At 41.9% G+C, this 25,440-nt stretch carries 23 protein-coding genes and 1 tRNA gene; 6 read left to right on the top strand and 18 right to left on the bottom strand.

All coding sequences use genetic code 11. The features are described from left to right. Nucleotides 1–100: 100 nt before the first annotated feature. The 4 genes from MHO82_RS20065 to MHO82_RS20080 form a co-directional block, all read right to left on the bottom strand. On the bottom strand, nucleotides 101–1,258 hold the full coding sequence (locus MHO82_RS20065) for a DNA cytosine methyltransferase (RefSeq protein WP_239186957.1): 1,158 nt from the start codon (nucleotides 1,256–1,258) through the stop codon (nucleotides 101–103). A gap of 20 nt (nucleotides 1,259–1,278) precedes the next feature. After that, complete coding sequence (locus MHO82_RS20070) at nucleotides 1,279–1,884, bottom strand: Eco29kI family restriction endonuclease (RefSeq protein ID WP_239186960.1); 606 nt, start codon at nucleotides 1,882–1,884, stop codon at nucleotides 1,279–1,281. Nucleotides 1,885–2,083: 199 nt separating this feature from the next. Then, complete coding sequence (locus MHO82_RS20075; RefSeq protein ID WP_239186963.1) at nucleotides 2,084–2,731, bottom strand: GIY-YIG nuclease family protein; 648 nt, start codon at nucleotides 2,729–2,731, stop codon at nucleotides 2,084–2,086. Nucleotides 2,732–3,232: 501 nt separating this feature from the next. Next, nucleotides 3,233–5,113: a methyl-accepting chemotaxis protein gene (locus tag MHO82_RS20080; RefSeq protein WP_239186966.1), complete on the bottom strand. Its 1,881-nt coding sequence runs from the start codon at nucleotides 5,111–5,113 to the stop codon at nucleotides 3,233–3,235. A gap of 437 nt (nucleotides 5,114–5,550) precedes the next feature. Here MHO82_RS20080 and MHO82_RS20085 point away from each other — a divergent pair, with 437 nt between their 5' ends. After that, complete coding sequence (locus MHO82_RS20085; protein ID WP_239186968.1) at nucleotides 5,551–5,805, top strand: hypothetical protein; 255 nt, start codon at nucleotides 5,551–5,553, stop codon at nucleotides 5,803–5,805. A gap of 195 nt (nucleotides 5,806–6,000) precedes the next feature. Here MHO82_RS20085 and rtcA read toward each other — a convergent pair whose 3' ends face one another. The 4 genes from rtcA to MHO82_RS20105 all read right to left on the bottom strand — a co-directional run bounded on the left by rtcA (nucleotide 6,001) and on the right by MHO82_RS20105 (nucleotide 9,788). Continuing rightward, complete coding sequence (gene rtcA / locus MHO82_RS20090; protein ID WP_239186971.1) at nucleotides 6,001–7,038, bottom strand: RNA 3'-terminal phosphate cyclase; 1,038 nt, start codon at nucleotides 7,036–7,038, stop codon at nucleotides 6,001–6,003. A gap of 18 nt (nucleotides 7,039–7,056) precedes the next feature. Further along, nucleotides 7,057–8,280 carry an RtcB family protein gene (locus tag MHO82_RS20095; protein WP_239186974.1) on the bottom strand — a complete coding sequence of 408 codons (1,224 nt, stop codon included), beginning with the start codon at nucleotides 8,278–8,280 and terminating at the stop codon, nucleotides 7,057–7,059. Nucleotides 8,281–8,329: 49 nt separating this feature from the next. After that, complete coding sequence (locus tag MHO82_RS20100) at nucleotides 8,330–9,484, bottom strand: slipin family protein (RefSeq protein ID WP_239186977.1); 1,155 nt, start codon at nucleotides 9,482–9,484, stop codon at nucleotides 8,330–8,332. A gap of 233 nt (nucleotides 9,485–9,717) precedes the next feature. Further along, a tRNA-Phe gene (locus MHO82_RS20105) sits at nucleotides 9,718–9,788 on the bottom strand. A gap of 263 nt (nucleotides 9,789–10,051) precedes the next feature. Between MHO82_RS20105 and rtcR the strand changes: the two genes are divergently transcribed. The 4 genes from rtcR to MHO82_RS20125 all read left to right on the top strand — a co-directional run bounded on the left by rtcR (nucleotide 10,052) and on the right by MHO82_RS20125 (nucleotide 14,097). Further along, the gene (gene rtcR / locus MHO82_RS20110) at nucleotides 10,052–11,653 is read left to right on the top strand and encodes an RNA repair transcriptional activator RtcR (protein ID WP_239186980.1); all 1,602 of its coding nucleotides are present in this window, start codon (nucleotides 10,052–10,054) and stop codon (nucleotides 11,651–11,653) included. 69 nt (nucleotides 11,654–11,722) lie between these two features. Continuing rightward, a complete protein-coding gene (locus MHO82_RS20115) occupies nucleotides 11,723–12,313 on the top strand; it encodes a TetR/AcrR family transcriptional regulator (protein ID WP_239186983.1) in 591 nt (196 codons plus the stop codon). A 127-nt stretch (nucleotides 12,314–12,440) separates the two neighbouring features. After that, nucleotides 12,441–13,469 (top strand): NADP-dependent oxidoreductase, encoded by a 1,029-nt coding sequence (locus MHO82_RS20120; protein WP_239186986.1) that lies wholly within the window; start codon nucleotides 12,441–12,443, stop codon nucleotides 13,467–13,469. Between the two features lie 10 nt (nucleotides 13,470–13,479). Beyond that, nucleotides 13,480–14,097: a glutathione S-transferase gene (locus MHO82_RS20125; protein ID WP_239186989.1), complete on the top strand. Its 618-nt coding sequence runs from the start codon at nucleotides 13,480–13,482 to the stop codon at nucleotides 14,095–14,097. Between the two features lie 169 nt (nucleotides 14,098–14,266). On the opposite strand, the gene MHO82_RS20130 is transcribed toward MHO82_RS20125, so the two are convergent. The 3 genes from MHO82_RS20130 to MHO82_RS20140 form a co-directional block, all read right to left on the bottom strand. Continuing rightward, complete coding sequence (locus tag MHO82_RS20130; RefSeq protein ID WP_239186992.1) at nucleotides 14,267–14,557, bottom strand: hypothetical protein; 291 nt, start codon at nucleotides 14,555–14,557, stop codon at nucleotides 14,267–14,269. 285 nt (nucleotides 14,558–14,842) lie between these two features. Continuing rightward, nucleotides 14,843–15,583 (bottom strand): hypothetical protein, encoded by a 741-nt coding sequence (locus MHO82_RS20135; protein ID WP_239186995.1) that lies wholly within the window; start codon nucleotides 15,581–15,583, stop codon nucleotides 14,843–14,845. Nucleotides 15,584–15,787: 204 nt separating this feature from the next. Then, nucleotides 15,788–17,752: a hypothetical protein gene (locus MHO82_RS20140; protein WP_239186998.1), complete on the bottom strand. Its 1,965-nt coding sequence runs from the start codon at nucleotides 17,750–17,752 to the stop codon at nucleotides 15,788–15,790. Nucleotides 17,753–18,377: 625 nt separating this feature from the next. Here MHO82_RS20140 and MHO82_RS20145 point away from each other — a divergent pair. Continuing rightward, complete coding sequence (locus MHO82_RS20145; RefSeq protein ID WP_239187001.1) at nucleotides 18,378–19,073, top strand: hypothetical protein; 696 nt, start codon at nucleotides 18,378–18,380, stop codon at nucleotides 19,071–19,073. An 80-nt stretch (nucleotides 19,074–19,153) separates the two neighbouring features. Here MHO82_RS20145 and MHO82_RS20150 read toward each other — a convergent pair whose 3' ends face one another. From MHO82_RS20150 to MHO82_RS20180, 7 genes are all read right to left on the bottom strand, one after another. After that, entirely contained in the window at nucleotides 19,154–19,588 is a 435-nt protein-coding gene (locus MHO82_RS20150) for a GNAT family N-acetyltransferase (protein ID WP_239187004.1), read from the bottom strand. 57 nt (nucleotides 19,589–19,645) lie between these two features. Beyond that, on the bottom strand, nucleotides 19,646–20,179 hold the full coding sequence (locus tag MHO82_RS20155) for a GNAT family N-acetyltransferase (protein ID WP_239187007.1): 534 nt from the start codon (nucleotides 20,177–20,179) through the stop codon (nucleotides 19,646–19,648). Nucleotides 20,180–20,193: 14 nt separating this feature from the next. Continuing rightward, on the bottom strand, nucleotides 20,194–20,673 hold the full coding sequence (locus tag MHO82_RS20160; RefSeq protein ID WP_239187010.1) for a GNAT family N-acetyltransferase: 480 nt from the start codon (nucleotides 20,671–20,673) through the stop codon (nucleotides 20,194–20,196). Further along, nucleotides 20,663–20,977: a DUF1330 domain-containing protein gene (locus tag MHO82_RS20165; RefSeq protein WP_239187012.1), complete on the bottom strand. Its 315-nt coding sequence runs from the start codon at nucleotides 20,975–20,977 to the stop codon at nucleotides 20,663–20,665. Before MHO82_RS20165 ends, MHO82_RS20160 begins: the two co-directional genes overlap by 11 nt. A 348-nt stretch (nucleotides 20,978–21,325) precedes the next feature. Continuing rightward, nucleotides 21,326–21,928 carry a DJ-1/PfpI family protein gene (locus MHO82_RS20170; RefSeq protein WP_239187015.1) on the bottom strand — a complete coding sequence of 201 codons (603 nt, stop codon included), beginning with the start codon at nucleotides 21,926–21,928 and terminating at the stop codon, nucleotides 21,326–21,328. Between the two features lie 396 nt (nucleotides 21,929–22,324). After that, nucleotides 22,325–23,092 carry a hypothetical protein gene (locus MHO82_RS20175; RefSeq protein WP_239187018.1) on the bottom strand — a complete coding sequence of 256 codons (768 nt, stop codon included), beginning with the start codon at nucleotides 23,090–23,092 and terminating at the stop codon, nucleotides 22,325–22,327. 39 nt (nucleotides 23,093–23,131) lie between these two features. Further along, nucleotides 23,132–25,375, bottom strand: coding sequence for an AAA family ATPase (locus MHO82_RS20180; RefSeq protein WP_239187021.1), 2,244 nt, complete (start codon nucleotides 25,373–25,375; stop codon nucleotides 23,132–23,134). Nucleotides 25,376–25,440: the final 65 nt, after the last annotated feature.

The following is a 25,440-nucleotide window of genomic DNA, read 5'->3' on the forward strand; positions in this document are numbered from 1 at the left end:
GTTCGTAAGATGGTCGTTATCCTAAACTCAATGCTACGAGATGGCGTCATGTGGGATGAAAGCACAGCTAAAAATTAGTTATTGACGCCATAGTCGTTTGTTATATGCGTGTTTGGGATACTGCATTAAAAACAGATAGCCCAATGACTTCAGCCAACTTAGCAGGTACTGCATTACCTAACTGTCTCATAATTTCACCCCACGCCCCCTCAAACAAATAATCGTCGGGAAACGTTTGTATGCGAGCACTTTCGCGGACAGTAAAATAACGAACACTACCATCTTCATATCTGATCATATTTTCTCCACCAGGAACGCCGTGAGCTCCAGCTTTTAAAGCTTTAGATGGCTCATCAATATAACTTCCTGTATGCCCTGGATAGATCTTTGCACCATCCTTGAAGATATGCTGGTCATGCTGAGCAGCTACGGGAGATTTTGGATCTGGAAGATCTGAAGTTGCGTCACGTACAGTAACCCAAGGACTTTCAATAGGTCTGAAAAGACCATATTTTTTATGTAGTTTCGCAACTTTCTTGTCTGTACGTTCATCTATACATGGTTTATCTATATTGTGACGTATCCAATATTCACCCGTCACCCACTTATCCCAGAGCAAACTATCTTCCGAATGAGTTGCCTCAGGAAAAGCCCACTCGGCATCAACGTCAGAGCGAAAGCCAATAATAAACACCCTTTCTCGTTTTTGGGGTACACCGTAGTCAGCTGCATTAACAAGCCTATAAACTACTTTATACTCTAACTCTTCATGCTGAAGCTTTGTATGATACTTTTCTAAACGACTTCGATGCTCTTCCCAAGTTTCACTTTCTTCTTTCACTACAGATGGGTATTGCAGTTGAAAAATAATGTACTCGAAATACTCTGAAAAATTCTTTCTCAATAAACCCTTAACGTTTTCAAAAATAAACGCTTTCGGCCTCTTTTCTCTGATAGCTCTAACAGCTTCAGGAAACATATCGCGAGAGTCATCATTTCCTTTAGCCTTTCCCCCAATTGAAAAAGGCTGACATGGGGGGCCACCTGATACTAGATCAATAGCTTCATTGACTTGCTTATAATCAAAGTCAACAACATTACCCTCGAACAAACTTTCGCCATAGCCAAAAATAGAGTTTTTTTTCAAAGTGTTACAAGCATGCTTGTTTAGTTCAACAACTGCTTTTGGATTAAAACCACTCTTACTTAAACCTATCGCAAGTCCTCCAGCGCCGGCAAAAAGTTCGACTGAATTCATTATTAACCCCCAAGTTATCTCTATTTTTTGACCGAGTAGTTTACCACTTTCTCCATGATGATGTCTTTATCCCTTGGTTCACCAGTAAGCATTTTAACGTAGCTTCGACCAGGGTGGAGAGTGTCCCATTCAGATGGTTGTTGGTTATACCGCCCCTTACCTGGGGCGTTAATGCCAAAACCATCGATGTAAGAATTCCACAGTGGATTATACTCTCGGATTAAATATGATTCGATTGTACTTATCATCTCTGTAGCATTACCTTGCAAAATTATAAATCGGCATAGAAAATCATTTTCATCAAGATTTTCCGCCTGAGTAATACTATTACGATGTTTCGCTAAACGATTCTTAAGTTGGCTGCCAACTTTAGTCGTAAGCCCCTGCCTAGAACCTGTTGGGACAGCTTTACCAACATAGATTGGATACATTGCAGGTAGCGCTCCTTGGTAACAAGTTTCGTCCGTTGATTTCAAATATAGAGCATAAACACCAACGCCATTAAAGGAAGGGATGTTTGTCATCTGGTAAAAAGGGGTTTGTTCAAAGAAATCAATAGTAGGTTTAACTATTGCGTCTATCTGTTGATCTGAAATACTTGCGATATGGTTATTAATATCAAACAATTATACATCCTCATTAATTGCTAATTTTATTACTTGCATACTAGAGTGATTCTATACGTTTCGCGACAGAAAAGCATATAACGCCGCATTAAGTTGTGAGCAACGCTGCCACATTACCTAAACACTTCACCGTAATCACCAAACCAATTGAAACCAAAAGTGCCGAGCGTTGCGAATCAGCTTGAATTGCTTGTTAGCACTATTTTCCTGATTTGGCTAAAGAACTATAAACCAGATCTACAAAGAATGAACCGTGCCAGTCCTCTTCTAACGAAGGATTCACTGTATCTGGAGCTTTTCCAAGAATTTCTCTAACTTGTCGATAGGCAATTGAACGCTCACCCAGCATCAGAACTTTTTGTTGATGCTCTGGGGGCAACATTTTGTATTTTTTCCAAGTATCAAATATATGCTCAGCCAACGATTGACTACACGAAAACCACTCACCTTGACGACGTAAACTAGCAAATTGCTTATGAAGCTCAGCTTCTCTTTCACTACCTCCAGGTTCAAGGGCGTGAATAACCAAGTCGCCATAAGTGCCCGTCTGTAGGTTTTTAAGACGTTGAAGAACATTTTTAGAACGACCAATTTTAACAAACAAACCATGATATGGATGAGCGTCAACAGCTGGTCCAGGCCATGTGTCAGGAACTTGAATAATATAGTAAATGCTATCGACACCACCGTCGGCGACGCGGTTAGCCCAATTACACCAATCTTCAGCCCACTGCACTGCTTTGGAGCGAGAGCCAAAATGTTCTGTCGTGAAGTAAAAGTCACCATCATCATGGTAAATATCTGCTACGAAACGACCACATTTACATTTTCGTACTTCTGAATCCATTTACTATCTCCGAATAGTGCTAACATTAACTATATGGCTTAGATCCGTATATATCTGGGTTTTGGGGGAGATATACGGATTTGAACCATATATACCGAACTCAGAATAGGTTCACAAAAATAGCCATAAATGTATCATTAATTGTACATACAAATGGAAGTAATCTGAACTATACACATAAGAAATCAACTTTCATTCTGTAAAACTTCGCATCTATCCCATTAGCCTACCCATTCTTCCAATTTCAGGAAGTTTTATCTGTTCCAATTCAGGATTTGTTGATCTTAATGTACATGATTATAAAAACGAAAAGATGATGAGGGTTGTGTATTTTCCCCACCAAGTAGAGAGGCGGAAGTGCCGGATGAAAGCGTGTTGTACCTTTTAGTTGAAACAAACTAAACACAGTAATTCAATTAAATAATGGGGCTCTGATAGTAAGCCCCATTTGTGGTTTTAAGCTCTCAAACTTCAAGAGCATTTTCTAATATAGCCTGTCAATTACACGTCGAAACGTTCCACAGATTGTTGTAACTCTTTCGCCATGCCTTGTAGCTCGCTTGCGCGCTGAGTATTTTGGCTAGACACATCAAAAGTGGTTTTCGCCATGTCGTTAATGTCCATGATGCTTTGATTGATCTCATTGGCTACGTGGCTTTGTTCTTGAGCCGATGTCGCAATGTGATCATTCATGTCATTGATCATCGATACCGCCACCAAAATCGAATCCAAAGCCGCATTTGCTTCATCGGATTTTGACGCCGTTAACTGGGCTTCTGTCATATTCTCACGCATTAAGTTCGTTGAGTTACTGGCTTTCACTTGCAAACTGCCAATCATTTCTTGAATTTCTTGGGTGCTTTGCTTAGTACGGTTTGCTAGGTTGCGCACTTCGTCTGCCACAACAGAAAAACCTCGACCTTGCTCGCCAGCACGTGCAGCTTCTATGGCCGCATTAAGTGCCAACAAGTTAGTTTGCTCTGAGATATCATCAATCACTTGCAAAATACTGCTGATGTTATGTGATTCTTGCTCTAATTCCGTGGTTACTTCCACTACCTTCTCAACACCAGTGACAAGCTGAGACAATTCAGAGTTCATTTCTTTAACGATTTGAATACCATCTTCTGAACGTTCCGTCGCTTCGCGTGCAGAGCTCGATGCTTTTGAAGCGCTTTGAGCCACTTCTTCTACCGTTAGCGTCATTTCATGCATGGCAGTAGAGGTTTGCTCTAATTGGCGTAACTGACTTTCCGATGAACTGCGCACTGTACCGGCTGAATCGGCAATGGCACTGGAGAACGATCCCAATGTACTTGACGCAGTGCGAATATCCACAATGATGGTTTTCAGGTTTTCAATCATAGAAATTACCGCCCCATAAACACCACCACGTCGTTCAACATGAGCACTATCTAAACGAAGATCGCCATCAGCGGCATTTTTCACCATAGATTCGATATGACTTGGCTCACCACCAAGAGGCACATACATAATTTTATGAATGATGAAGTAGCTGCATACCAGAGAAATAGCAATCAATACTAAGGCCATGCTAAGAGTTGAAACCAGGTTATCTGTCGACGCTTTAAAAATGTTATCTGATGCTTCAAAAGCCCAGATGCTCCACCCCAAAGTCGGAGAAATGCCATTCACAACAAAAAATTCTGTGCCATCAAACTCATAGTAGTGGCTAGAGCCATTTTGATGACGATATTCTGCATAACTAGGACGAATATCAAAAATGTTTTTACCAATATTGCCTGAGTCTTGTGATGACATGATGAAACCATCTTGTCTCACCGCAAACAAATTATTTTCTTTTGATAAAGTGCCAACAAACTTAGTAATGCCATTAATGCCAATATTAACACCCAAGATGCCTTTAACTTGGAAGCCATCTTTAATAGGTACCACCAGCGACATCACAATGTCACCCGATTTCGAGGCATAAGGGGTTGTGATCACATAATCTTCAGCTGCCATACCACGTGTGTACCACTCTCGATTCTGCGTTTTGGCATTAAAATTTGGTACGACGCCAGAAGAGAAATACGCGATGCCGTCAGCTCGGCCATAAAATGCGTTCACAATATCAAAGTCTTGCTCCAGCTTTTTTAATGTCGCAAGTAATGAGCGCTCATCCACACTTCCTTGACCATCAAACTCAATAGCATACGATGCAGATTTCAACGCATCAAATCGACGCAAAACACGTTGTTCAACACTGGAGGCAATAAGAGAGGCTTGATTCGTCAAACTCTCATGGAAATTACCCACTGAAGAGGCTTGAAAAGATCGGTAGCTAAAAGTAGCAATAAGGGCAATGATAATGGCAGACAAAAGGCCATAGGAAGTCAGTAACTTATATTTAGCACTCATTTAAGTTCTCATTTTATTGGACAATAATTGCACTTATTATACAAAATAATGATATGTAGATCACACTTTATATTATGATTGTATGAATTTACTTCCAAAATACCGGTGTAAAAAGACGAGGGTAATACTTAAACTCTAATTTGATGACTATTTAAAAACAATTAAGTTACCGAATTGGAACACCGCTTTTTGCTGGTTAACTTAAGAATAACGACAGTAATAATTTAAATAATTGCACTGGTTCCCATTCTGCGATTTCATCTGTAAAGTACGCGCCACCCTCCGTATGCATCGTATGTGTAATCATGGAAGGTAAGATAGGAGCAAGAATGCTTTTTTGCTCTATGCTTGAAGCAAGTAGCCAAATGTAGCCACACAATGTGATTATGATGGCCTCAAGCAAGTCAATAAATGAAGTAAATAAGAGTATTAAACACATGAATAGCGAACTTGATGTAATTGATAACCTCGAAGAGTTAGAACGTTTTCTGATCTCAGTGGAAGACGGCGGTTTTGGTTTAGAAGACGTTTCTGGCGTCGGTATGGCAACAAACAACTCCGATGGACGTCATTTTGTTGCGGTATTCGACAGTAATCAGAAGCTACTGCTCGCACGCTGGGTAACTCAAGAAGTGTTTGAAAATGGTAAAGACATGGTGCGTAATGGGCCAAAACGTACCCTCAATTCATAAGCGAACATAGCCTCTGCTAGCCATTCCTATTTTACAGCTTTCAACAAACTCAACATCTGCTGAAGGCTGTTCTCTCCTCTGTTTCTAGGTTTCCTCGAAATACACCTCGTTAGCAGGTTACTCCAGCTATTTTCATTCTCTATTGAAACCTAGAATGACGAATGAAATCAGCAGACCTAACGGTAGACTATCAGACTATTCCACTACGTATACATACCACAGTACCTCATTACGTTGTTCTATCTTGATTTGAATTCCCGTCATTTGCTCAATCACCTTCGCATTGGTGATGGTGTGTAAGCTAGGTTGGGTGGTTGTGAAACTACCGCTTCCTGCCAGCGCGATCAGCAATAACAATTGATCCGCTAAATGTTCTTCGACAGCCGCTTGAGAATGAAGGAATTTATTCACTCGACCCGCCGCTCGTTTTGCTACTCTTTCGGCAGAGACTCCCAACTCGCCAACGACTTCAAACACATTACGATGAAAACTACTTTGAATGCTTAATTGAAAACTGTTACCAGGCCCTGGGCTTACAACATCTTGCACTTGGCTTGTGGCACCTTGCCAATTCAAGATGCTCTGAGCAGTGCGTATTTCGCGTCGCCCAATACTCTCAGGGAGTGAGCAGATCAAAGCATGAAGGGAACAATTATGCAGATCTTGAGCAAAACCACTCCCCGATTCTAACAAATGAACTGGCCTTAGCTTTTCAGTTGGCTCAATACCAAGTCGCCACTTACCGCCACCAGCAGGGTAAAATCCAAAGCGTATCGTTTTTATGTCACATTTACCCCCCATATGCCTCAATATGGGCAGATACGACTGCTCTAAAAAACTTAACGAAGGCGACATGCCATTATGGGTTCCCCCTTCAAAGGTGACCGTCGATTTTTCTTTAGCCAAAGCCAACACAGGTAAGATAGTCTGACAAACTAGCACCGTACTGCCCGCCGTGCCAATGGCAAAATGAAAATGACCTGCTTTTACTCGGCCGGGAGAAAATCGAATGCGTGTAGATCCAAGCTCTACTCCTTCTGTTGTAGCACCACAAATCTCTTGAGCCGCCAACACCGACGTTAGATGCTGACGCAAGAGCCCTGGTTTTTTTCTTTTTGATCTAAGGTTAATTAATTCAATATTTGTCTGAGTAAGAATGGATAGTGTCAGTGCTGTTCTAAGTATCTGACCGCCACCTTCCCCTTGAGAACCATCAATCACTAAATAAGACATGCTTCTGCCCTTTGTTGTTTAACCTTTCACACACACCACTTGTTTTAAGGTGTGCACCACCTCCACCAAGTCTTTTTGGGCGTCCATCACCTTCTCAATGTCTTTATACGCATGAGGGATCTCATCAATCACTGAAGCGTCTTTTCTGCACTCGACACCAGCCGTAGCTTTTACCTGATCATCAATGTTATACACCTTTTTGGCCTGAGTACGAGACATCACTCGGCCTGCCCCATGGCTACAACTGTTAAAACTATCAGGATTTCCTAATCCGCGGACAATAAACGATCGCGCCCCCATACTACCTGGAATAATGCCTAACTCACCTTTTTCAGCGCGCACCGCTCCTTTGCGGGTAACATAACACTCTTTGCCAAAATGCTTTTCCCGCGAAATGTAGTTATGGTGACAATTCACCGCCAACTCAGCGGTGGAGAACTCGACCGGCAGCTGTTTCCTAAGTGCAGAAATGGCATTAAACATCATAATTTCACGGTTTTTAGCGGCAAAATCTTGTGCCCACTCTACCGCTTCAACGTAATCTTCAAAATACTCGCTTCCTTCTTCAAGGTAAGCCAAATCCATATCAGGTAAGTTCATCTGATGGCGCTGCATTTCTTTTTTAGCCAGCTCAATAAAATAAGTGCCAATTCGGTTTCCTACTCCTCGGCTTCCTGAGTGCAACATGATCCACACGGCATCATTTTCATCTAAACACAGCTCTAAGAAGTGATTGCCCGTTCCCATTGTGCCTAGGTGCTTCACATGATTGCTTTTTTTGATGGCTGGATGTTTCGCGCATATTTTCTCAAAGCGAGCTTCTAACTTCAGCCATTCCTTCGCGACAACCTCGGGAACATTGTGCCATGCGCCCCTGTCTGCTCTTCCTCGCCCACTCGTTCTCCCATGAGGCACCGCAGCTTCAAAAGCGTGTCTAATCGCTGATAGGTTATCGGGTAATTGACTTGCCATTAGTGTTGTTTTGGTTGCGACCATACCACAGCCAATATCTACCCCGACTGCCGCAGGAATAACAGCATCAACCGATGGGATCACACTGCCAATAGTCGCCCCTTTCCCCAAATGCACATCAGGCATCACCGCAATATGAGAATGCACCAAAGGCATCTTCGCAATATTAGTTAACTGCTGCTGTGCTTTTTCATCAAACGGCACGCCTTTTGTCCATGATTTGATGGTTGCGTGCCCTTTTTTTTCAATAACATCATAATTTTTACACATTGTTTTACCTTTCTATCTGTTTATTTTTATAACTCAGAGCCCTGAAGCATTAAGCAACTTTCACAACACCGTTCATCAAACCGTCTAAACCACCGTAAACCGTTAAGCTATCAATGCGCTCTGCGACTTTTTCGAGGGCTTCTAACTCTTTTAGTCGCATTAAGGTTGGGTTGTTTTCCATCACTTTTGCTGTGTTGTGTAAACTTCGTGTTGCGCTGGTTTCTTCACGCCTTTTGATCACGTTGGCTTCAGCGGCTTTTTGCGCTTCCACGACTTGATTGAGGATTGCTTTCATTTCGCCCGGTAAAATGATGTCTTTCACACCAACGCTCAACAGCGCAATCCCTATGTTAGACAAACGCGCTACAACTAACTCTTTCACGGTTTCGTTGACGTATAATTTATCCAATAAGATATCATCGAGTGACTTAGTCCCCACCGCTTCCCTTAAAGCCAGTTGCAAAGTTTTATAAATAAAGTCTCCTACGTCATCGACACTGCGCGCCGCCAGCTCAGCGTCATTCACTTGGATACTGGCATTTAAATTAATACGCAGACTCACCCTATCTTTACTCAAGATCTCCTGACCAGAAATCTCCAACATTTGCGCTCGACAATCGAACGACTTCACTTCGACTGTATGATTGAATTGCCAAAAACCATGCTGACCCGGCGTTAGTTGCTTAACAAGCTGTCCGTTCACATACAGCAAGCCGATATGATTTTTAGCCACATAAAGATCCGCAATCGGCTTAATGGCCACCGTTTGATCGTTTTTGATCAGCCTCGCCGCCGTATTTGCTCCAGCACGATTAATCAAAAAAAGAGCGTGCTCATCGACATTAATATTGTCTTCAATAGGCACTGTGTCTAACCGTATTTCACCGCTCTCCTTCCACAGATATAAATGAGTGCTGGGGGCAACCACTCCTCTTAGCAAATCATTCACATACAATAAGCCAGCTTCTGTACTTCCTAGCTGGTAATGAGAAATGTGCTCACTTAATTCCGGATAATGACGATATAATCTTTCTGCATTCTTTTCTTTAAAGTACAAATCATTAATATCAAAAGTTATGCATTCCAATTCATTTTTTATGTCCCACATGTGGTACTTACCCGGAGTTAATACCCTGTCTAGTGCTTGGTTCTTAAACACCAATACTCGTTGGTTTTCAGCCACTATTTGCGTTTTTCTCAACATCGTTAACCTCTGCGCTTAAATGGGGTGTTAGTAAGGGTGATATGCGTATTTAACAAAGGCCCAAGACTGCATTACAGCGGGGAGCGTCCTGCTTGCCACTACGTATTCGTACTCGGCATTCATCAAACATTGGCACTCACGACTTACTAACTCTTTTACTTACAAATGAAAAATGATTGGGATTTGAACCCTAACAATCCGAAACCATTGTTCGGTGTTTTACCTGTATGTTTTTAAGATGGGAATCGAACCCATGACAAACGAACCTTTAGTTCGCCGCTCTACCAAACTGAGCTACTTAAATGGTTGTTTGACCCATTGATTCGGCATACGCCTTTGCATGGCTTGGCGCACCGAAGTGACTTTTTGAATCACACCTCATGAATCAGACACTGAAGTAATTACAAGTCACGTGCCAACATAGATAAAAACCCTCAAATTAATTTATAAGCCTTTGTTAATGATGAGAAATAAATAGATCTAGATGGATTTTCTATAAAATAAGATTGAAAATGAAATAGCAGAAAGTTACCTTTAAAGATAGGAGTATATCTATTTGGATAGGGCATGAAGAAGAATACCATCGTTGTTAGTTTGCTGGGCACACAGTTAGACTATGTAGGGAAAAGAGCTGATCGGTGGGAAAAATGGCGACCCAACGTGAGCCTGTGTAGCCAAGAAAACTTTCTCGTCCATCACCTGCACCTACTGCACGATCACCATAAGAACAACCTCGCGAGTACAATCAGCGAAGATATAAAGTCGGTTTCCCCTGAAACCACCACTCATTTGCATACCATCAACTTTACTGATCCTTGGGATTTTGAAGAGGTGTATGCCAAGTTATTCGATTGGTGCCAACAACAAGAGTTTGATACGGATAACAACGACTATTTATTTCACATCACCACTGGCACTCACGTGGTTCAAATATGCAGTTACTTACTCACCGAAAGTCGCCATTTTCCGGGTCGTCTTATTCAAACTGCACCGGACAGTAAAAATAAGAACAAATCGGTTGGTTATGTTCAAATTATTGATTTGGATTTATCGAAATACGATCAGCTGGCCACACGTTTTGACGTAGAGCACCTTGAAGGTAAAGAGTTTCTAAAAGATGGTATTGAGACTAAGAACAAAGCCTTTAACAAGCTGATCACTCAAATAGAGAAAGTGGCGATTCGATCCCATGATCCAATGCTATTAACCGGGCCAACAGGGGCAGGAAAAAGTCAGTTAGCCACACGGATCTACCAACTAAAGAAGAAGCGTTCCATGCTCACTGGCCCTTTAGTTTCTGTCAACTGTGCCACGTTAAAAGGTGACAATGCCATGGCTGCGTTATTTGGCCATACCAAAGGGGCATTTACTGGCGCTCTAAAATCACGAGATGGCTTTTTACTGACCGCCCATCAAGGCGTTTTGTTTCTCGATGAAATCGGTGAGCTGGGGTTAAAAGAGCAAGCCATGTTACTGCATGCCATCGAAAATAAAACCTTTCACCCAGTGGGCAGTGATACCCCTGTACAAAGTGATTTCCAACTCATTGCTGGCACTAACAGAAACCTCAAGCAAGACATTGAAAAAGGCCTGTTCCGAGAGGATTTACTGGCTCGCATCAACCTGTGGACGTACGAGTTACCCGCTTTAAAAGACAGAAAGGAAGACATACCCGCTAACGTAGAGTATGAAATGGAGCGATTTGCTAAAAATTCCGGGCAACGGGTGCAATTTAACAAAGAAGCCAAAAGTGCCTTCATTGATTTTGCCACTTCCGCCCAAGCTCTGTGGTCGGGTAATTTTCGCGATCTCAGCTCAGCCATCACAAGGCTCTGTACTTTGGCCGACTCTTCACGAATTACGGTTGATGACGTCACCGATGAAATAGCGAGACTAAAACAGTCTTGGTATCCTGTTAAGCCACAAACATCAACAAGGCACCTAGACAAATACCTCTCTGATAATCAGCTCACTCAACTGGATCAATTTGATGCCAACCAGCTTAATTATGTACTCGGTATTTGTCAGCAACACAGCAGCATGGCATCTGCTGGCAGAGAGCTATTTAATGTCAGCCGTACAATGAAGTCGCAGCCGAACGATTCCAGTCGATTACAAAAATACTTGGCTAAATTTGGGTTAAAATGGAAAGACATATCCAGCCATTAACCATAACGCAATTTAAATTCAGCAAACAGAAACTAGACGACTGGTCTAATTTGTTTTATAGTGCCCAACATGAACACAAAAACAAACGATACACGACAGCATATTCTTGATGTTGGTTACCAATTGGTGGTATCCAAAGGCTTCACCAGTGTGGGCTTATCTGCACTATTAAAAGAAGCGGATGTCCCAAAAGGCTCTTTTTACCATTACTTTAAGTCTAAAGAGCAATTTGGTGAGGCATTGATCCAAGATTACTTCCAACAATACCTAGAGCGTATTTCTGCTTTGCTGATAGATGCACCGGGGACAGGATTGGAACGAGTGACTGATTATTTCTCTCGCTGGATGCAAGTAGAAAATGGCGTATGCAACGCCAACAGATGCTTAGTTGTTAAGCTGAGTGCGGAAGTCTCTGATCTTTCTGATCCCATGCGATCAGCCCTACAAACGGGTGCCGATAAGGTAATAAACACCATTGCGACTTGTATTGAAACGGGTATTCAAGATGGCTCAATCGCAAGTATAGATAGCAAAACAATGGCCCAAACACTATATCAGCTTTGGCTTGGGGCCAGCTTACTGAATAAACTAAACCAAGATTTATCAGGCTTGCAACAAGCACTTGAAACAACCAAAAAGATCTTAACGAACCGTATGTAAACCTGACCACCAGCAGATTGACACCCGTTCGATTAAACAGCTTACAACCCGCCAATTGCTGGCGGGATTTTTTGAAACAAACACTAGACGACCGGTCTAATCAATAAAATACACATAAGGACTCTCCATGACAGAAACAAACCGTAGAATTGTGCTCGCTTCTCGTCCTGTGGGTGCACCAACGACAGACAACTTCCGTTTAGAGCAAACCGCTATCCCTTCACCACAAGCAGGGGAAATGTTGCTGCGTAGTGTGTACCTGTCGTTAGATCCCTATATGCGTGGCCGCATGAGTGAGGCAAAATCCTATGCAGATCCCGTAAAAATAGATGAAACCATGGTCGGCGGCACCGTGTGCCAAGTGGTGGAATCACACCACCCTGATTTTGCTCAAGGTGAATGGGTATTGGCGTTCACGGGTTGGCAAGACTACGGCATTTCCAATGGCGAGGGCGTTATTCGTCTTGGTATGAACCCAAGTCACCCTTCTTATGCCTTAGGCGTAATGGGCATGCCCGGTTTTACGGCCTACATGGGGCTGCTTGATATTGGTCAGCCAAAACCAAACGACACCATTGTTGTCGGTGCTGCAACTGGAGCGGTAGGCTCTATGGTGGGTCAAATTGGCAAACTAAAAGGCTGCCGAGTTGTTGGCGTTGCTGGCGGCGAAGAAAAATGCCGCTATGCCAAAGAGGTATTAGGCTTTGATGAATGTATCGATCATAAAGCCGAAGATTTTGCCGACCAATTGGCCAATGCATGTCACAACGGCATTGATGTGTATTTCGAAAACGTGGGCGGCAAGATATTTGATGCTGTCATGCCACTGCTGAACACGGGGGCTCGCATTCCATTATGTGGCTTAATCTCTCAATACAATGCTACGGCGTTACCGGAAGGCCCAGACAGAATGTCGATGTTAATGGGGCAACTGCTGGTTAAGCGCATCAAAATGCAAGGTTTTATCATCTTTGATGACTATGCCCACCGTTACAACGAGTTTGCGACTGACATGGCTCAATGGTTGGCAGAAGGAAAAATCCACTACCGAGAGCACCTTGTCGATGGGCTAAATAACGCACCTGAAGCATTTATTGGCCTACTTGAAGGCAAAAATTTCGGCAAGCTTGTTGTTCAAACCAATCAACCACTGTAAGGGCACTAACATGATCACACTACACCATTTAAATCAATCTCGCTCAAAGCGTATTATCTGGTTGTTGGAAGAGCTTGGCGTTGACTATAACATCGTCCCTTATCAACGAGACAGTGTCACCTTTCTAGCACCACCTGAGCTGAAAAGTATTCACCCGTTAGGTAAATCTCCGGTGATTGAAGATCAAGGCATGGTGATCACCGAATCCGGTGCCATTACCGAATATCTGATCAACACATACGGCAAAGAGAAGTTTGCTCCAGAATACGGAAGCAAGGCCTACATTGAATATTCACAGTGGTTACATTTTGCTGAAAGTTCGGCCATTTTACCCCTGCTTTTGAAGATGTTTGTCGCTAAAGACGGTGTGAAAACCAACTTCTTGGCAGATTATGCCGACGATGAAACCCAAAAAGTGATCAGCTACTTTGATCAATCTTTGGAAGGGAAAACCTATTTAGTAGAAGAGCGTTTAACTGGTGCCGATATCATGATGTCGTTCATCGTTGAACTTGTTGAAAAATACGGCATGTTCGAGCAATTTGCCAACATTAAACGCTACGCAGCCCAACTGGAAACGCACGATGCCTTCCATAAAGCAGAGCAAGTCGAAGCCCAACATGGTTAACTAGAGTGCGTTGTTTTCAAAGGGGATTAACTGTCTGTTGATCCCCTTTGCATTTTGGTTTCAGCTTTTACTTGTTAACTCCCTAGCTCAGTACCAAGCACGGCTTTTTCCGCAGCTTTTCCAATCGCCCGTGATCCCATTATGATTCGACATTATTCTTATATCTCAACTAAATCTTCAACACTCTAAATAACCAAGCGGAAATCTTTAGCATTAATATGAACACAAAGAAGGAAGCTAGCAAAGTAATCACTAGCATAGTTCCAGGAATCCAATGATTTTCAATTAGACGCCCAGGAGTATCAATGTCTAACCCTAGCCATTTAGCCCACACTACTTGTAGAATAAACTCTGAAAATAAAACCATAATCACTGCACTTAAAACTACAAAGCATCCTCGCAAAAATCGATGGAAAGCATTTTTTCCTTCAGAGATTGAAATAATGTGTTTTGCTGCCATTTTACTTCCTATTTTATAAAGTCTATTTATCTTCTGATAACGATGAAATTTCACATTGGCTGTTTGAAAATACAGGGAGATGAATCATGTTTTGTGTATAACCGCTTACAAATATGTACGCCAGTTTTTTCCTAAGTATTGGAATTCTGGCTTTTCCGAATCGAGCAGATAAAAATAATAAACATCATTAAATTTGCTTCGTAAGGTTGTAATAAAAAGAGAAACAATCACCTTTCACCGCAATTAAGGAGAAAAATGATTGCTTTCGATTTTAGGCTGGTGGTGTTAATACCAATTTACACCGACGTATTTAAAATCCGGTTTTTCAGTATCAATCAAGTCGTGATAGAACACATCGTTAAACACGTAATCTATCCAAAACTCTTTGTATGCGTGGTAATAGCCACGAGTGTCGTTGTAATTACTTTCAACATCAAGAGGCGTGCCATTTTTAACCAATATGTAATCAGCCACATTGATTCCTTTGTATGGCTGATTCGTTTTTATGGCCAAAGTCGTTTCGAAAGGGTTCGCAATCATAGTTGCAACTGTTGGTGACACGTAAGGTAGGTAGGTATTGAGCTTTTCTATCGTTCTAAGGTGGTAACCACGAGTGTATTGTGATTCTTTTATTTTGGTTGGATCTTTTTCATCAAGGTAGGTGGAGCCAATGAAATACATGAGTAATATCATTGCATCCGCATCATTGATGATCTGGGTCTTAAATCGATCCAGTTTACTTTCCCCAAATCCTAAGACTTTACCTTCATCCCAGTTAACAGGGGCTTTGTGGTATATTCCTCTAGCCATAAAATAGTGAGTCGAGCGTGTATCCATTTCCTTGATGTGCTCTCTAGAAGGCTTAAGCAGCCGATTTTTCCAATCAACAACATGCTGATAGCTTTCGGCTTCATACTCAAGAGTTTGAGCATCGGGGGTGTTGGTAAACTGAAGTGCGGCGAGGGTGGAGGCAGTCAGTATGCCAGCGAGCGCTAGGCCGCCGACGATTTTCTTTATTTTTGACATGGTTATTTTTAAGCTTTTATTTTTATCAATATTACCGAATGGTCACACTCAGCCATTTAAAAGTCAACAATAACAAATTGATATATAATGAAATTTTACATATAAAAAACGGCTAATGATAAATAAAAAGAGCCACCTAGCGCAAACTAAGCAGCTCTTATCAGCAAAGGCTGTAATTACTTCCCAATATTTACCAAGGGCCTGTTATTTCGCCAAACCAGATAACGTGAACATGCCTCCTCTACCCGAAGACACGGTTACGGAGGTGGTTGACGCTTCTAAATTGAACGGAATTTCCGTGGTGGGATAAGACTCTTTTACGACTAGCTGACCAGCATAATCCAAACTAAAGGCTGTTACCGCAGCGGTCTGACCCACATAAACCGTGTCATTATTGCCATCTAATGACCAAACATTGTGATATTCGCTGGGTAAATTCACTTTAGAGATCTGAGTTGGGTTGGTAATATCCGTTAAATCGACCGACACGACCGCTCGGCCGTCGAGGTTATTACAACCCAGTACACCCACTTTATCTTTTGCTCTCATCCAAACGCCCATTACCGCATCGCAGCCTTCAAAGTGCCCAACCACCTGAGGGTTGGAAGGATCCAACGTATCTACCATCATTAGGCCACTTGTCGTGCCAAGAAGTAAGGTCGAATCCACCGCATGTAAATCTTTCACTTGAGCAGACATACCCAAATTATACTGGCTCAGTAATTGGGGGCTTGATGGCTCTGTAATGTCATAAGTCCATAAAGTGCCACCATTGGTGGTTTGCCCTACGTATAAATTATTTCCGGCAATAGATAGTGAAGAAGGAAAGCCATTAACCCACAGATTCGTGAGCAGTGAAGGCTCCGTTGGATCAGCCACATCGACCACAGACAATGCACCCGCCCAATCGGCTAAATACACGGTATCGCCTTTCTTTTTAATATCTTCAACAACAGCGCTACGGAGGAAATTTAAACGGCCAACATCCTGCTTATTTTTCCCCATCACTCGTAAACCGTTAATATTATCGGCCGCATAAACATAACCCTCGTCAGATACCGTTGACATGCATGCGGTACATCCCGCAAGTTCCACGGTATGGTTAACAACGGTTTCTTGATCTGACACTTCACCCTGATACAAATAGCCCTTATCAGACATAGCAACGATATGCCCTTCTGCCCCTTTGGTGATGCTGGTGACTCTTTTCATGGGTGTTGGATCAAGACCAATCAAGTGATGAGTGAACGCATCATATTGACGAAGCCCCTCTTCACTGGCAGTGTAAATGCGCCCATTTTCAGAAAATATGGCCTGACTCTTATTCTGAGTAGCAAACAATTCTACTGGCTGGTGAATATCGTCAATATTATACGCGATGTACCTTTCATCGACAGTTTGAATATGCGCCGTGATCGCACCATTTTCTAAGTTTTGCTGAAAGGTTGCGTCTTTCGCAAACGGAACTTGTCCGTAACCCATTGGGCGTAATGTGTTTGCGTCAAACTGATAAATATAAGAGTACCCGCCAGTTATTCCTGTATTAAAGGTAAATAGAAAATCCCCTCTCTTTTCTATCGCTTGCCCCTTAGCAAAAGCCGCACTCGCAATCAGCTCTGGCTTTTTGGGGTAAGAAATATCAAAAGCAAACATACCCAAATTGCTGTCTAACAAATACAACGTATTCCCTTCGATGAAAATATCTTCTGGTACACGAAGGCTGCCTTCCACTCCGTACACAAGCTCTGTTTTGTATTTCAGATCATAGTCGGATTCCATATCGAAAATATGTACGCCGCCACTAAAATCATTGTATCCAGCCGATGCGACAAATAAGGTATCCTTTTTATGCTTCGCAATCGCCGTCACCACACCCGGTAACGCATCCGTTTGCCCTTTCCATTTCGGCTCTTTATTACGCTTAATGTCTCGAATAACCACTTTAGGGCCTTCACCAGAGTAAATGACGCCATTTTTATCGATAAATGATGCAATAACTTCACCACCAGATTGCTCTACTTCAATATGCTGTCTCAACGAAGTTCTGTTTTCTAATTGAAACTCCGCCAATACCGGTGCAGTAAAAGCCGCGCTAGAAATAACGCTGCACGTGATGATTTGACTTAACAGTGTTGATTTAAATTGTGTCTTGCAAAAATCGATATTCATGAGTAAACCTTTGATTCCTTGTATAACGTTGTCAACTAATTACTCGAAAACAACCTACTAATAATCAGCTACTTATAGATAAATGGTGTCTTGCTTTATCCGGTATAAAGTGAGAAGCATGAATGTTATTCTTTGTTTCTTAGGCTTTCATTTTTCCTAAAAACACAACCAAACAGCATGCATGACGGTATTATCATCCATAAACTTACTAAAGTTTATTCATTTCTTTAATTCCATTTACAGAATGAGATTCCAGATATAATGAAATGTAATAACAGTGAATTATCACTAGAGTTTAGTGTGCGTAGCATCAAAAGAAATGGCTCAATTACAAAAGGAGCTATGAATAAAAGATATCGCCCTACCTTATTTCTGAATGGCACAACTGAGGATAACTCGCCAAACATGTCACGAAGGTTTCGTTCGTCTAGCGATGGACTGTGACTCAAATCGGCTCGTTTTTTATAAAACTGGCTTAACATCACCATACACAATGTGAACACTTGTCGACCCCAATCAAGTTTCGCATAATCCCCCTTTCTATTTCTAATTCCTTCAATCTCATAGATTTTCTTTCAAATAACACTATGGTTTGGAGTAACAATCATCAATAGCAGTAATTAAAATGGCTAAAAAAAACAAATCTCGGGCTAACAGATCAAAGAAAACCAACAAACCACATCACCAAGGGCAACGTGCTACAACAAAAAATCAAAAAGAAAAAACGCGAGGCAAGTGGAAACTGCGGCTGGGGGTAGTTGCAGTGTTGGTTGTAGCCTTCTTAGGTTTAAGTTGGTACAACTCCCCAACTAACTATGTTTTTCGCATGAACATGTGGGATTTGGTCAATGATGAGGCAAGATACGATCGTCCACGAGAATACCTGCACATGGTTGCTGAAGGTAAAACTGACGAGCTACACAATCGTATTACCACCATCATCGAAAACAACGGTTTGTCCACAGATTTGACACTAAATACGCTCTTCAAAGATCACCCTCAAATCACTGATTTTGCCGTAAGGGAGATTGACTCTTTTCGCGATATCGATGGTGAAAGTAAACCCGTGACCGTAGTCAGCATTACATTCTATGAAAAAAGCCGCTATATCTATCGTGTGCTTGAATTCTCAATGTATAACCCATTCTTCTTGCCGATTCCACTCCACTATGAAATGGTCTCTGCCGCAGGGGTTCGATCGCACAAAGATGAAGAAGGTGAACTGCACGTAAATCGTGGCATAAACCCTTTCGCGATCATGGCTGATTTCTACAACGATGAGTTTTCCAGCGAAGGCTATCTCGCTCTTCCTGAAAACTAAGAATAAAAGTAGATCATAATGCAATCTAAGCTCGCTCGTCTGGGCTTAGATTGCAATATAAACGATTCATTTTCCTCTTTTCATCCCGAAAAAGTGTATTCATAAAAGTCGGTTAATTCATGCTTGGGATTTTTACTCAAAAACCGCCAACCGCATTTTCTATAATGATTCAGTGCGCGTTCATTACTTCGACTTACCGACAAAATGACTCCTTGGCAACCTCTCGCCCGCAGTTGTGCCTCAATATAAGGCAAAATTGATGAGGCAACCCCAGTCCCTCGATAGTCAGGCACCACATAAACTAAGTGAACGTAGCCGTAATCAGGTTTAAACGAAAAGGTCTTAAACTCTAATTGACCGACTATACGGTCATGGTGCCAAATATGAACATAAAACCATTCAGGAGAGCCCATCCGCGTTGTGATTTTATCTTGATAACCAATAACACTTTGCTCGTACCCTTCCAGTGTACCGAAACTGCAAAAATACGAGTCTTTTCTAAACTCATAACACATTTAAAAATGCTGTTCGGTATCGATATCTTTAAATGTAACGTCCATGTTTACCTTTATTTAATAATGCAATTCACCACGGTAACACTCATAATGCTTTACCTTTCGCTCTACACCAGAAGTATACGCAGTGACCTCCGAGATATACTGGAACCCTGACTTTATCATCACCGCACCAGATTGGGGGTTATGAAGTAAATGCCGGGCGTACAACATGGGAAGATTGAGGGTTGTAAAAGCAAAATGCACCAAGGCCTGGCTGGCTTCTGTACAATACCCCTTACCCCAATAAGGAACGCCTAACCAATACCCCAGATTACCATCCGTCTGAGTCATTTCCGTTAAGCTAATGGTGCCTATCAAGACACTGTCTTCTTTTCTTTCAATTGCAAATACGACGGCTTGGCGAGCAAACCATAACGTTTGATGGGTCTCAATCCACGCCTCTGCCATGCCATCTTCATAGGGGTGAGGGATATTAGCCGTCATTTCGGCAATAAGCGTATGACCCGCTAATGTCTGTACCTGTTTGGCATCTTCAAGTGTAAACGGCCTTAATCGTAATCTTTCTGTTTCAATCGTGGGCTGTTGCATCTATTCATTTCCCTCTACTCAAAATGACGTAAATCACACGTTAATTGCAACCTATCTTTATGTTGAATACCGTTTTCAAAAATAGGATCTTGGTAATGTTCCAAAAAGTAGTTTTTCACAACGGACTCTACCCGAAAGCCTTGTCGCTGATAAAAAGCCAACTGATGGCCAAATGTCCCTGTACCCAGCTCCACAGTTACAATTCCTCGACTTTTCAATGTTTTTAGAGTGAATCTTAATAACTGAGCACCAATCCCTTTGCTTTGTAACGCTGGAAGAACCGCAATGTTCGCCAACTCCACTGTGGTATGAGAAAGTGGACAAATAAGGCAAACACCGATCACACATTGATTTTCTATGGTGGCAAAACACCACGATTTATTAAGGTAACGTTGCACACTACATACCGATGGGTCGGCTTCTAACAATAAAGCCATTGGTACTTGTTCTGGTTCTATTTCAGTGAAAACCAAACTATCCCTCTCATACTTCATCCAGTTTTTTATCGTAGCTGGCAATAATCACGGTACTGGCAACCGACTTTTGAAAGTACTGCTCTTTTATTTTGAGATACTCGGGATGGGCAAAGAACTGCTCCATCGCATGACGATCTTTAAAAAAGATAGTAAAAACCCGGTTAATATCCTCACTTCCAAGTGGCAATAAAACCTCAGACACTTTCCCATCAAAACCAAAACCACCGCCATAGCTTGCTAAAATTGGTGTCATGGCTTCTCGATACTGTTGATAAACTTCGCTATCAACCACATTCAAGCCCACTAACATTTCATAAGACATAACTAATACCCCCTGTGCCACGTAAATACCTTCACCACTAACCTAACACGAAATCAAACTACCCTTTGATATTTATAATAAAATTATTTAAAAATGAAGAAGGCAAACAAAACTGTGCGTTCAAACACCTTTCATGTAATAAATGAAAGTAAGTCTTTACTTGCGCGATTAAGATAGGGAAATGACGAATATTTGAGGCTAAAAACAATATTAAGGTACAAAAAACAATCATAAAATAACCAACTCGATCTATTTTATGCCCTATGAAAAATAGGTACTTTTCAAAAATGATCGCTCCTGCACCTTTACTAATTGGATCTCAAAAGTGAAGATTTAGTGACGACTAACCTACATGTAAGCCGAATCAATGGATGAAGTGATCAGCTCTTCATAGATCTCTTTTTGCCCTGCGGGAATAAGTTGCCTTAATACTTCTTGTCGTTTTGACTTATCGAACAAGCGTTCAGCCATCCAACCAATTAAGTAGATAGCAGATAAACACCCACCAGCGGTCGCAACATTGCCATTAACCACCAATGGCTTATCTTGCACATCTTCTCCCATGGCTTGTAGCGCTGCTTTGGCGTCTGGGTGAGTGGTTATTTTCTGACCCTTTAACAAACCCAACTTAGACAAGATAAAAGATCCTGCGCACATAGAACCAATTAACTGAGTTTCAGGATGTAAACGAAACGACGACATAAACTCCTTATCTTCAAGAGCCATAGGGACTCCTTTATAACCACTGGTAAATAGAACAACATCAGCGTCATTGGCAGCAGATACATGACCATCCGTAGGTACCTTCATCCCCAATGTTGAGGTATGTACCTCTTTTGTGCCTAAAACCTTTACTTCCCAATCCGGTTTGGTTCGGCCAAGAATATCTCGCATCAGGAAAAAGTCGATATCCGTAAATTCATCAAATATCACAATCGCCACAGTAACCACATTCAATTCCTTAACTTACAGAATAAACACCAAATTTATCATGCCATCAACACATTAAAGGTCGGTACTGTCATGTTCTGAGATATTGTTTTTTAAATTTTTCTATTAGAAACATCAGGGGCATTCGAAAACATCCATCGCTTTTATGACTCTTTATTCTCCATTGCTAAGTTCTACTGTCGTATCCTTACCCACCACTAAACCTCTGATTTATAATAATTTAATTAGGTTTAGTGATGAGACTGTGTACCGGAATTACCTTGATATCAGAACAAATGCCATTTTCTAATCCGAGTAATAAAAAAGCCGACTCAGTGCCGGCTTTTGGTTAATTGAATTCGTGATGCACAGGATAGAACACCTTTTATTATTCTACCCATGCTCAATGTGTCTAAATTACTGCTCGACTTTGCTTATTTTCCCTGTCCCAACAGCCATCTGTTTTTCTTCTTCAGTATAAGGGCGGCATGACACGTCATAGACTTTTTGATACCACTGAAAGTACTTAAACAATGAGCGTAAGTTTCTAAAATAAACACCATAGCCTTTTGCATAACATGCCCCATCCTGTTGAGGGATATTCGCAAAAACATCTTCTTCAGGGTAATAAAGAGAGGGAAAAAAGTGGCTGGCCTCTATTTTATAATACTTACCGTTATCCGCTTGAGTACTGCAAGGTAAAGAGGTACAGCCCGTAAATTGATACTGTTCACCAGCTTCAATTTCTTGCTTACCCGTTGTATACACTAGCTCTTCAAATTGGGTACCATAAAAGTAACTGGCGATGACAGCAAAGTAGCCCGCAATGACTACACCACTGACACAACCTCCTCTTATACCCAAACGTCGAGAAGAAAAACGAAGTTCATTGTCTTCCTTATTACTCCCTTCTGGTACAGGCTCAAAAGCCAACCAAATTACAGCGGCTTTAAGCCAACGAAATACTCGATTACGCTCGCTAAAAACATCCTTTAGCCACAAAAAGGGGCGTAATAATACATCACGAATGGACGCAAAAAAGCGGAGCACACCAGCAATCGCAGTAACCAAAAATGAGGCGTTTTTATGTACTGGCTCAGGAGGCGGGGAGTTGTCGGCTACCGCTTGCTGAGCACGACGTAGCAGCTCATCTCGATCTAGATTAGTCTCATTCTCTTGCTTCATGGTGTGCCCTTCTTTCATTTTTCAAGTTCTAACGACGAATTAAGCCGGATCTAATACTGACGGTACGCCGGGAGCAGAAATATCCAGCTCTTTTGTGGTAGTGTCGTACTTAATCACCATTTCTCCTTCCGCATTTGGCGTTTGAAGAAGCGTATTCGCCACCGCAGGCTTAATGCGTGTGGTGATGTAACCAGGCAAACCACGCGCACCAATCGCTGGCACATAGATATCTTGACAAATATCGGCCAATGTTTGGTCGCTAATATTAATGTGAATGTTTTTACCACCAGCCTGAATTTGATGATTCAGTTTTTCAATTTCACGGCGAGCAATTTTTTCCACCACCGCAAGATCCAAGCGATTGAAACACACAATATTTTCACGACCGTTAAAGCGGTTCAAGAACTCAGGGCGATACACTTCATCCAGCTCTTCCATTGTTGCACTCACGGCTTCATCAAAGGTGAGGCTTTCATCTAGGAAGTTAGGTTGACCAATGTTAGTTGTCATCAGGATAATGGCTTCACCGAATGATACCGTTAAACCACGGTTATCGGTTAAGCGACCATCATCAAGCACTTGAAGTAGTACGTTAAATACATCTGGATGTGCTTTTTCCATTTCATCAAAAAGAATGATAACACGAGGGTTTGCACGCATTGAGTTGGTTAAAATTCCTCCCGCTTCATAACCTTCATAACCAGGAGGAGCACCGATCAGCTTCGCCACACCGTGTTTTTCCATGTACTCGGACATATCAAATCTAAGCAGGGCACGCTCATCATCAAACAAAGCCGCCGCCAGCGCTTTTGCTAATTCAGTTTTACCCGTACCCGATGGGCCTAAAAACATGAAAGAAGCTTGTGGTTTTTCAGGATCTTTTAAGCCTACACGCGCAACTCGTACCGCGTCTGCTAATTGATTCACGGCATGATCTTGACCATACACGCGAGAATTTAATACGGAATGTATTTTAAGTAATTTACTGCGTTCGTCTTGATTCAACTTATCTGTTGCAATACCTGAAATGGCACTGAACTTCGATAATACGCTGTCTGTATCTAAAGACAAATTTGCATTAACTTGCGCTGTCAGCTGATCAAAGGCCGCTTTATTTTCTTGTACATAGGCTTCCATTTTCGTAATGTCAGCACGAATTTTACTGATCGCTTCCGACTCAAATCCAGCGGCTAATGAAGCAGAAAATGAACGGAATTGGTTAACGGTTTCTGGCTCAGCTTTTTTCTCGCCTTTTTGTTGTTCGATTTCTTGCTGTTTTAGCAACGCTTCTTCAAGCTCCAGCAGCCCTTCTTCACCATCACGTTGATTTTTATAACACTTACGCAATTGTTGTTGAACCGCTTGCCATTGCTCATGTTGCTGGCTAATTGCCTGAATAAGCTCATTCTTTTTCGCTAATAGCTGCTCAGCAGGTACATGCGTAAGTTCGCTGGTTTCATCTCCAGCTAAGGCGCTTTCAATCTGGCTCAGCTGTTGGTTTAATTCGGTTAATGCCGCTGGTGAAGCATGAGCTTGCTGACGGTAAGTTGTCAACGCACGGTCAAGTAAGTTCAAAGTACGCTCAGGCTGAGCACGACTTAAACTCATTTCTCGTACACGATACTTATTGGTTAAATCGATAGCGGTATTAATCGCTTCTGCACTGATTTTGATTTTATGGTGCTGCTCTAATCGTTTGCTGGTGGTAGTAATGATGTCAAACAAAGAATCATCCGCCGGCTCTTTAATGTCGAGCATGGTGTAATATTCACGCATATCTGAGTGACATTTCAACACGACTTCTAAATCTTCATCACGTGTTTCAAAAATAACCTGAAACTTACCTAAACGAACGTCTCGTACTAAGGCATTGATAAAGTTGGTGCAACCATTATTACGGGCTGCTTCAATAAAATCACGCGCGTCTTCAACAATCAAAATCGCTTCCGCTGAGCGCCCTAGCGTTCGCAATAGCTTTTGAAAGTGTTCATTCATGCTGTTTGGATCGCCCGATGAAAACAAACCATCGGTATCTAACCAGTAAAAACGTTTATTAATAATATCGAAAGACGCATGCTGGTCGCTTTTGCTGGCTTGCAAGCCTAAACACAACGCAGAGCAGCCAACACCGCCTGTACCAACCAATAAAACACTGTTGGCTTGCTTACGCATTAAAATACCCGTCAGCTGCTTTAATTCTTTATCACGGCCAACCAGTTGAAAATCTGTATGTTGGGCTAGCTTATCACGCCCACGAATTAAGTAGTTATGTTGTTGTGGCATAAGGGATCTCTTTAAACAAACAAAGTAGAAAATAGCCCCAGAAAGGAGCTATTTTTAGGGAGCTA

The sequence above is a fragment of the Vibrio sp. Of7-15 genome, assembly GCF_022347565.1.
Lineage (GTDB): Bacteria > Pseudomonadota > Gammaproteobacteria > Enterobacterales > Vibrionaceae > NORP241.

What these genes read in the sequence shown, in the direction of transcription:
- MHO82_RS20065 (WP_239186957.1), bottom strand. Translation starts at nt 1,258, where the DNA reads ATGAATTCAGTCGAACTTTTTGCCGGCGCTGGAGGACTTGCGATAGGT.
- MHO82_RS20075 (WP_239186963.1), bottom strand. Translation starts at nt 2,731, where the DNA reads ATGGATTCAGAAGTACGAAAATGTAAATGTGGTCGTTTCGTAGCAGAT.
- MHO82_RS20080 (WP_239186966.1), bottom strand. Translation starts at nt 5,113, where the DNA reads ATGAGTGCTAAATATAAGTTACTGACTTCCTATGGCCTTTTGTCTGCC.
- MHO82_RS20085 (WP_239186968.1), top strand. Translation starts at nt 5,551, where the DNA reads ATGAATAGCGAACTTGATGTAATTGATAACCTCGAAGAGTTAGAACGT.
- rtcA (WP_239186971.1), bottom strand. Translation starts at nt 7,038, where the DNA reads ATGTCTTATTTAGTGATTGATGGTTCTCAAGGGGAAGGTGGCGGTCAG.
- MHO82_RS20095 (WP_239186974.1), bottom strand. Translation starts at nt 8,280, where the DNA reads ATGTGTAAAAATTATGATGTTATTGAAAAAAAAGGGCACGCAACCATC.
- MHO82_RS20100 (WP_239186977.1), bottom strand. Translation starts at nt 9,484, where the DNA reads ATGTTGAGAAAAACGCAAATAGTGGCTGAAAACCAACGAGTATTGGTG.
- rtcR (WP_239186980.1), top strand. Translation starts at nt 10,052, where the DNA reads ATGAAGAAGAATACCATCGTTGTTAGTTTGCTGGGCACACAGTTAGAC.
- MHO82_RS20115 (WP_239186983.1), top strand. Translation starts at nt 11,723, where the DNA reads ATGAACACAAAAACAAACGATACACGACAGCATATTCTTGATGTTGGT.
- MHO82_RS20120 (WP_239186986.1), top strand. Translation starts at nt 12,441, where the DNA reads ATGACAGAAACAAACCGTAGAATTGTGCTCGCTTCTCGTCCTGTGGGT.
- MHO82_RS20125 (WP_239186989.1), top strand. Translation starts at nt 13,480, where the DNA reads ATGATCACACTACACCATTTAAATCAATCTCGCTCAAAGCGTATTATC.
- MHO82_RS20130 (WP_239186992.1), bottom strand. Translation starts at nt 14,557, where the DNA reads ATGGCAGCAAAACACATTATTTCAATCTCTGAAGGAAAAAATGCTTTC.
- MHO82_RS20135 (WP_239186995.1), bottom strand. Translation starts at nt 15,583, where the DNA reads ATGTCAAAAATAAAGAAAATCGTCGGCGGCCTAGCGCTCGCTGGCATA.
- MHO82_RS20140 (WP_239186998.1), bottom strand. Translation starts at nt 17,752, where the DNA reads ATGAATATCGATTTTTGCAAGACACAATTTAAATCAACACTGTTAAGT.
- MHO82_RS20145 (WP_239187001.1), top strand. Translation starts at nt 18,378, where the DNA reads ATGGCTAAAAAAAACAAATCTCGGGCTAACAGATCAAAGAAAACCAAC.
- MHO82_RS20150 (WP_239187004.1), bottom strand. Translation starts at nt 19,588, where the DNA reads ATGTGTTATGAGTTTAGAAAAGACTCGTATTTTTGCAGTTTCGGTACA.
- MHO82_RS20155 (WP_239187007.1), bottom strand. Translation starts at nt 20,179, where the DNA reads ATGCAACAGCCCACGATTGAAACAGAAAGATTACGATTAAGGCCGTTT.
- MHO82_RS20160 (WP_239187010.1), bottom strand. Translation starts at nt 20,673, where the DNA reads ATGAAGTATGAGAGGGATAGTTTGGTTTTCACTGAAATAGAACCAGAA.
- MHO82_RS20165 (WP_239187012.1), bottom strand. Translation starts at nt 20,977, where the DNA reads ATGTCTTATGAAATGTTAGTGGGCTTGAATGTGGTTGATAGCGAAGTT.
- MHO82_RS20175 (WP_239187018.1), bottom strand. Translation starts at nt 23,092, where the DNA reads ATGAAGCAAGAGAATGAGACTAATCTAGATCGAGATGAGCTGCTACGT.
- MHO82_RS20180 (WP_239187021.1), bottom strand. Translation starts at nt 25,375, where the DNA reads ATGCCACAACAACATAACTACTTAATTCGTGGGCGTGATAAGCTAGCC.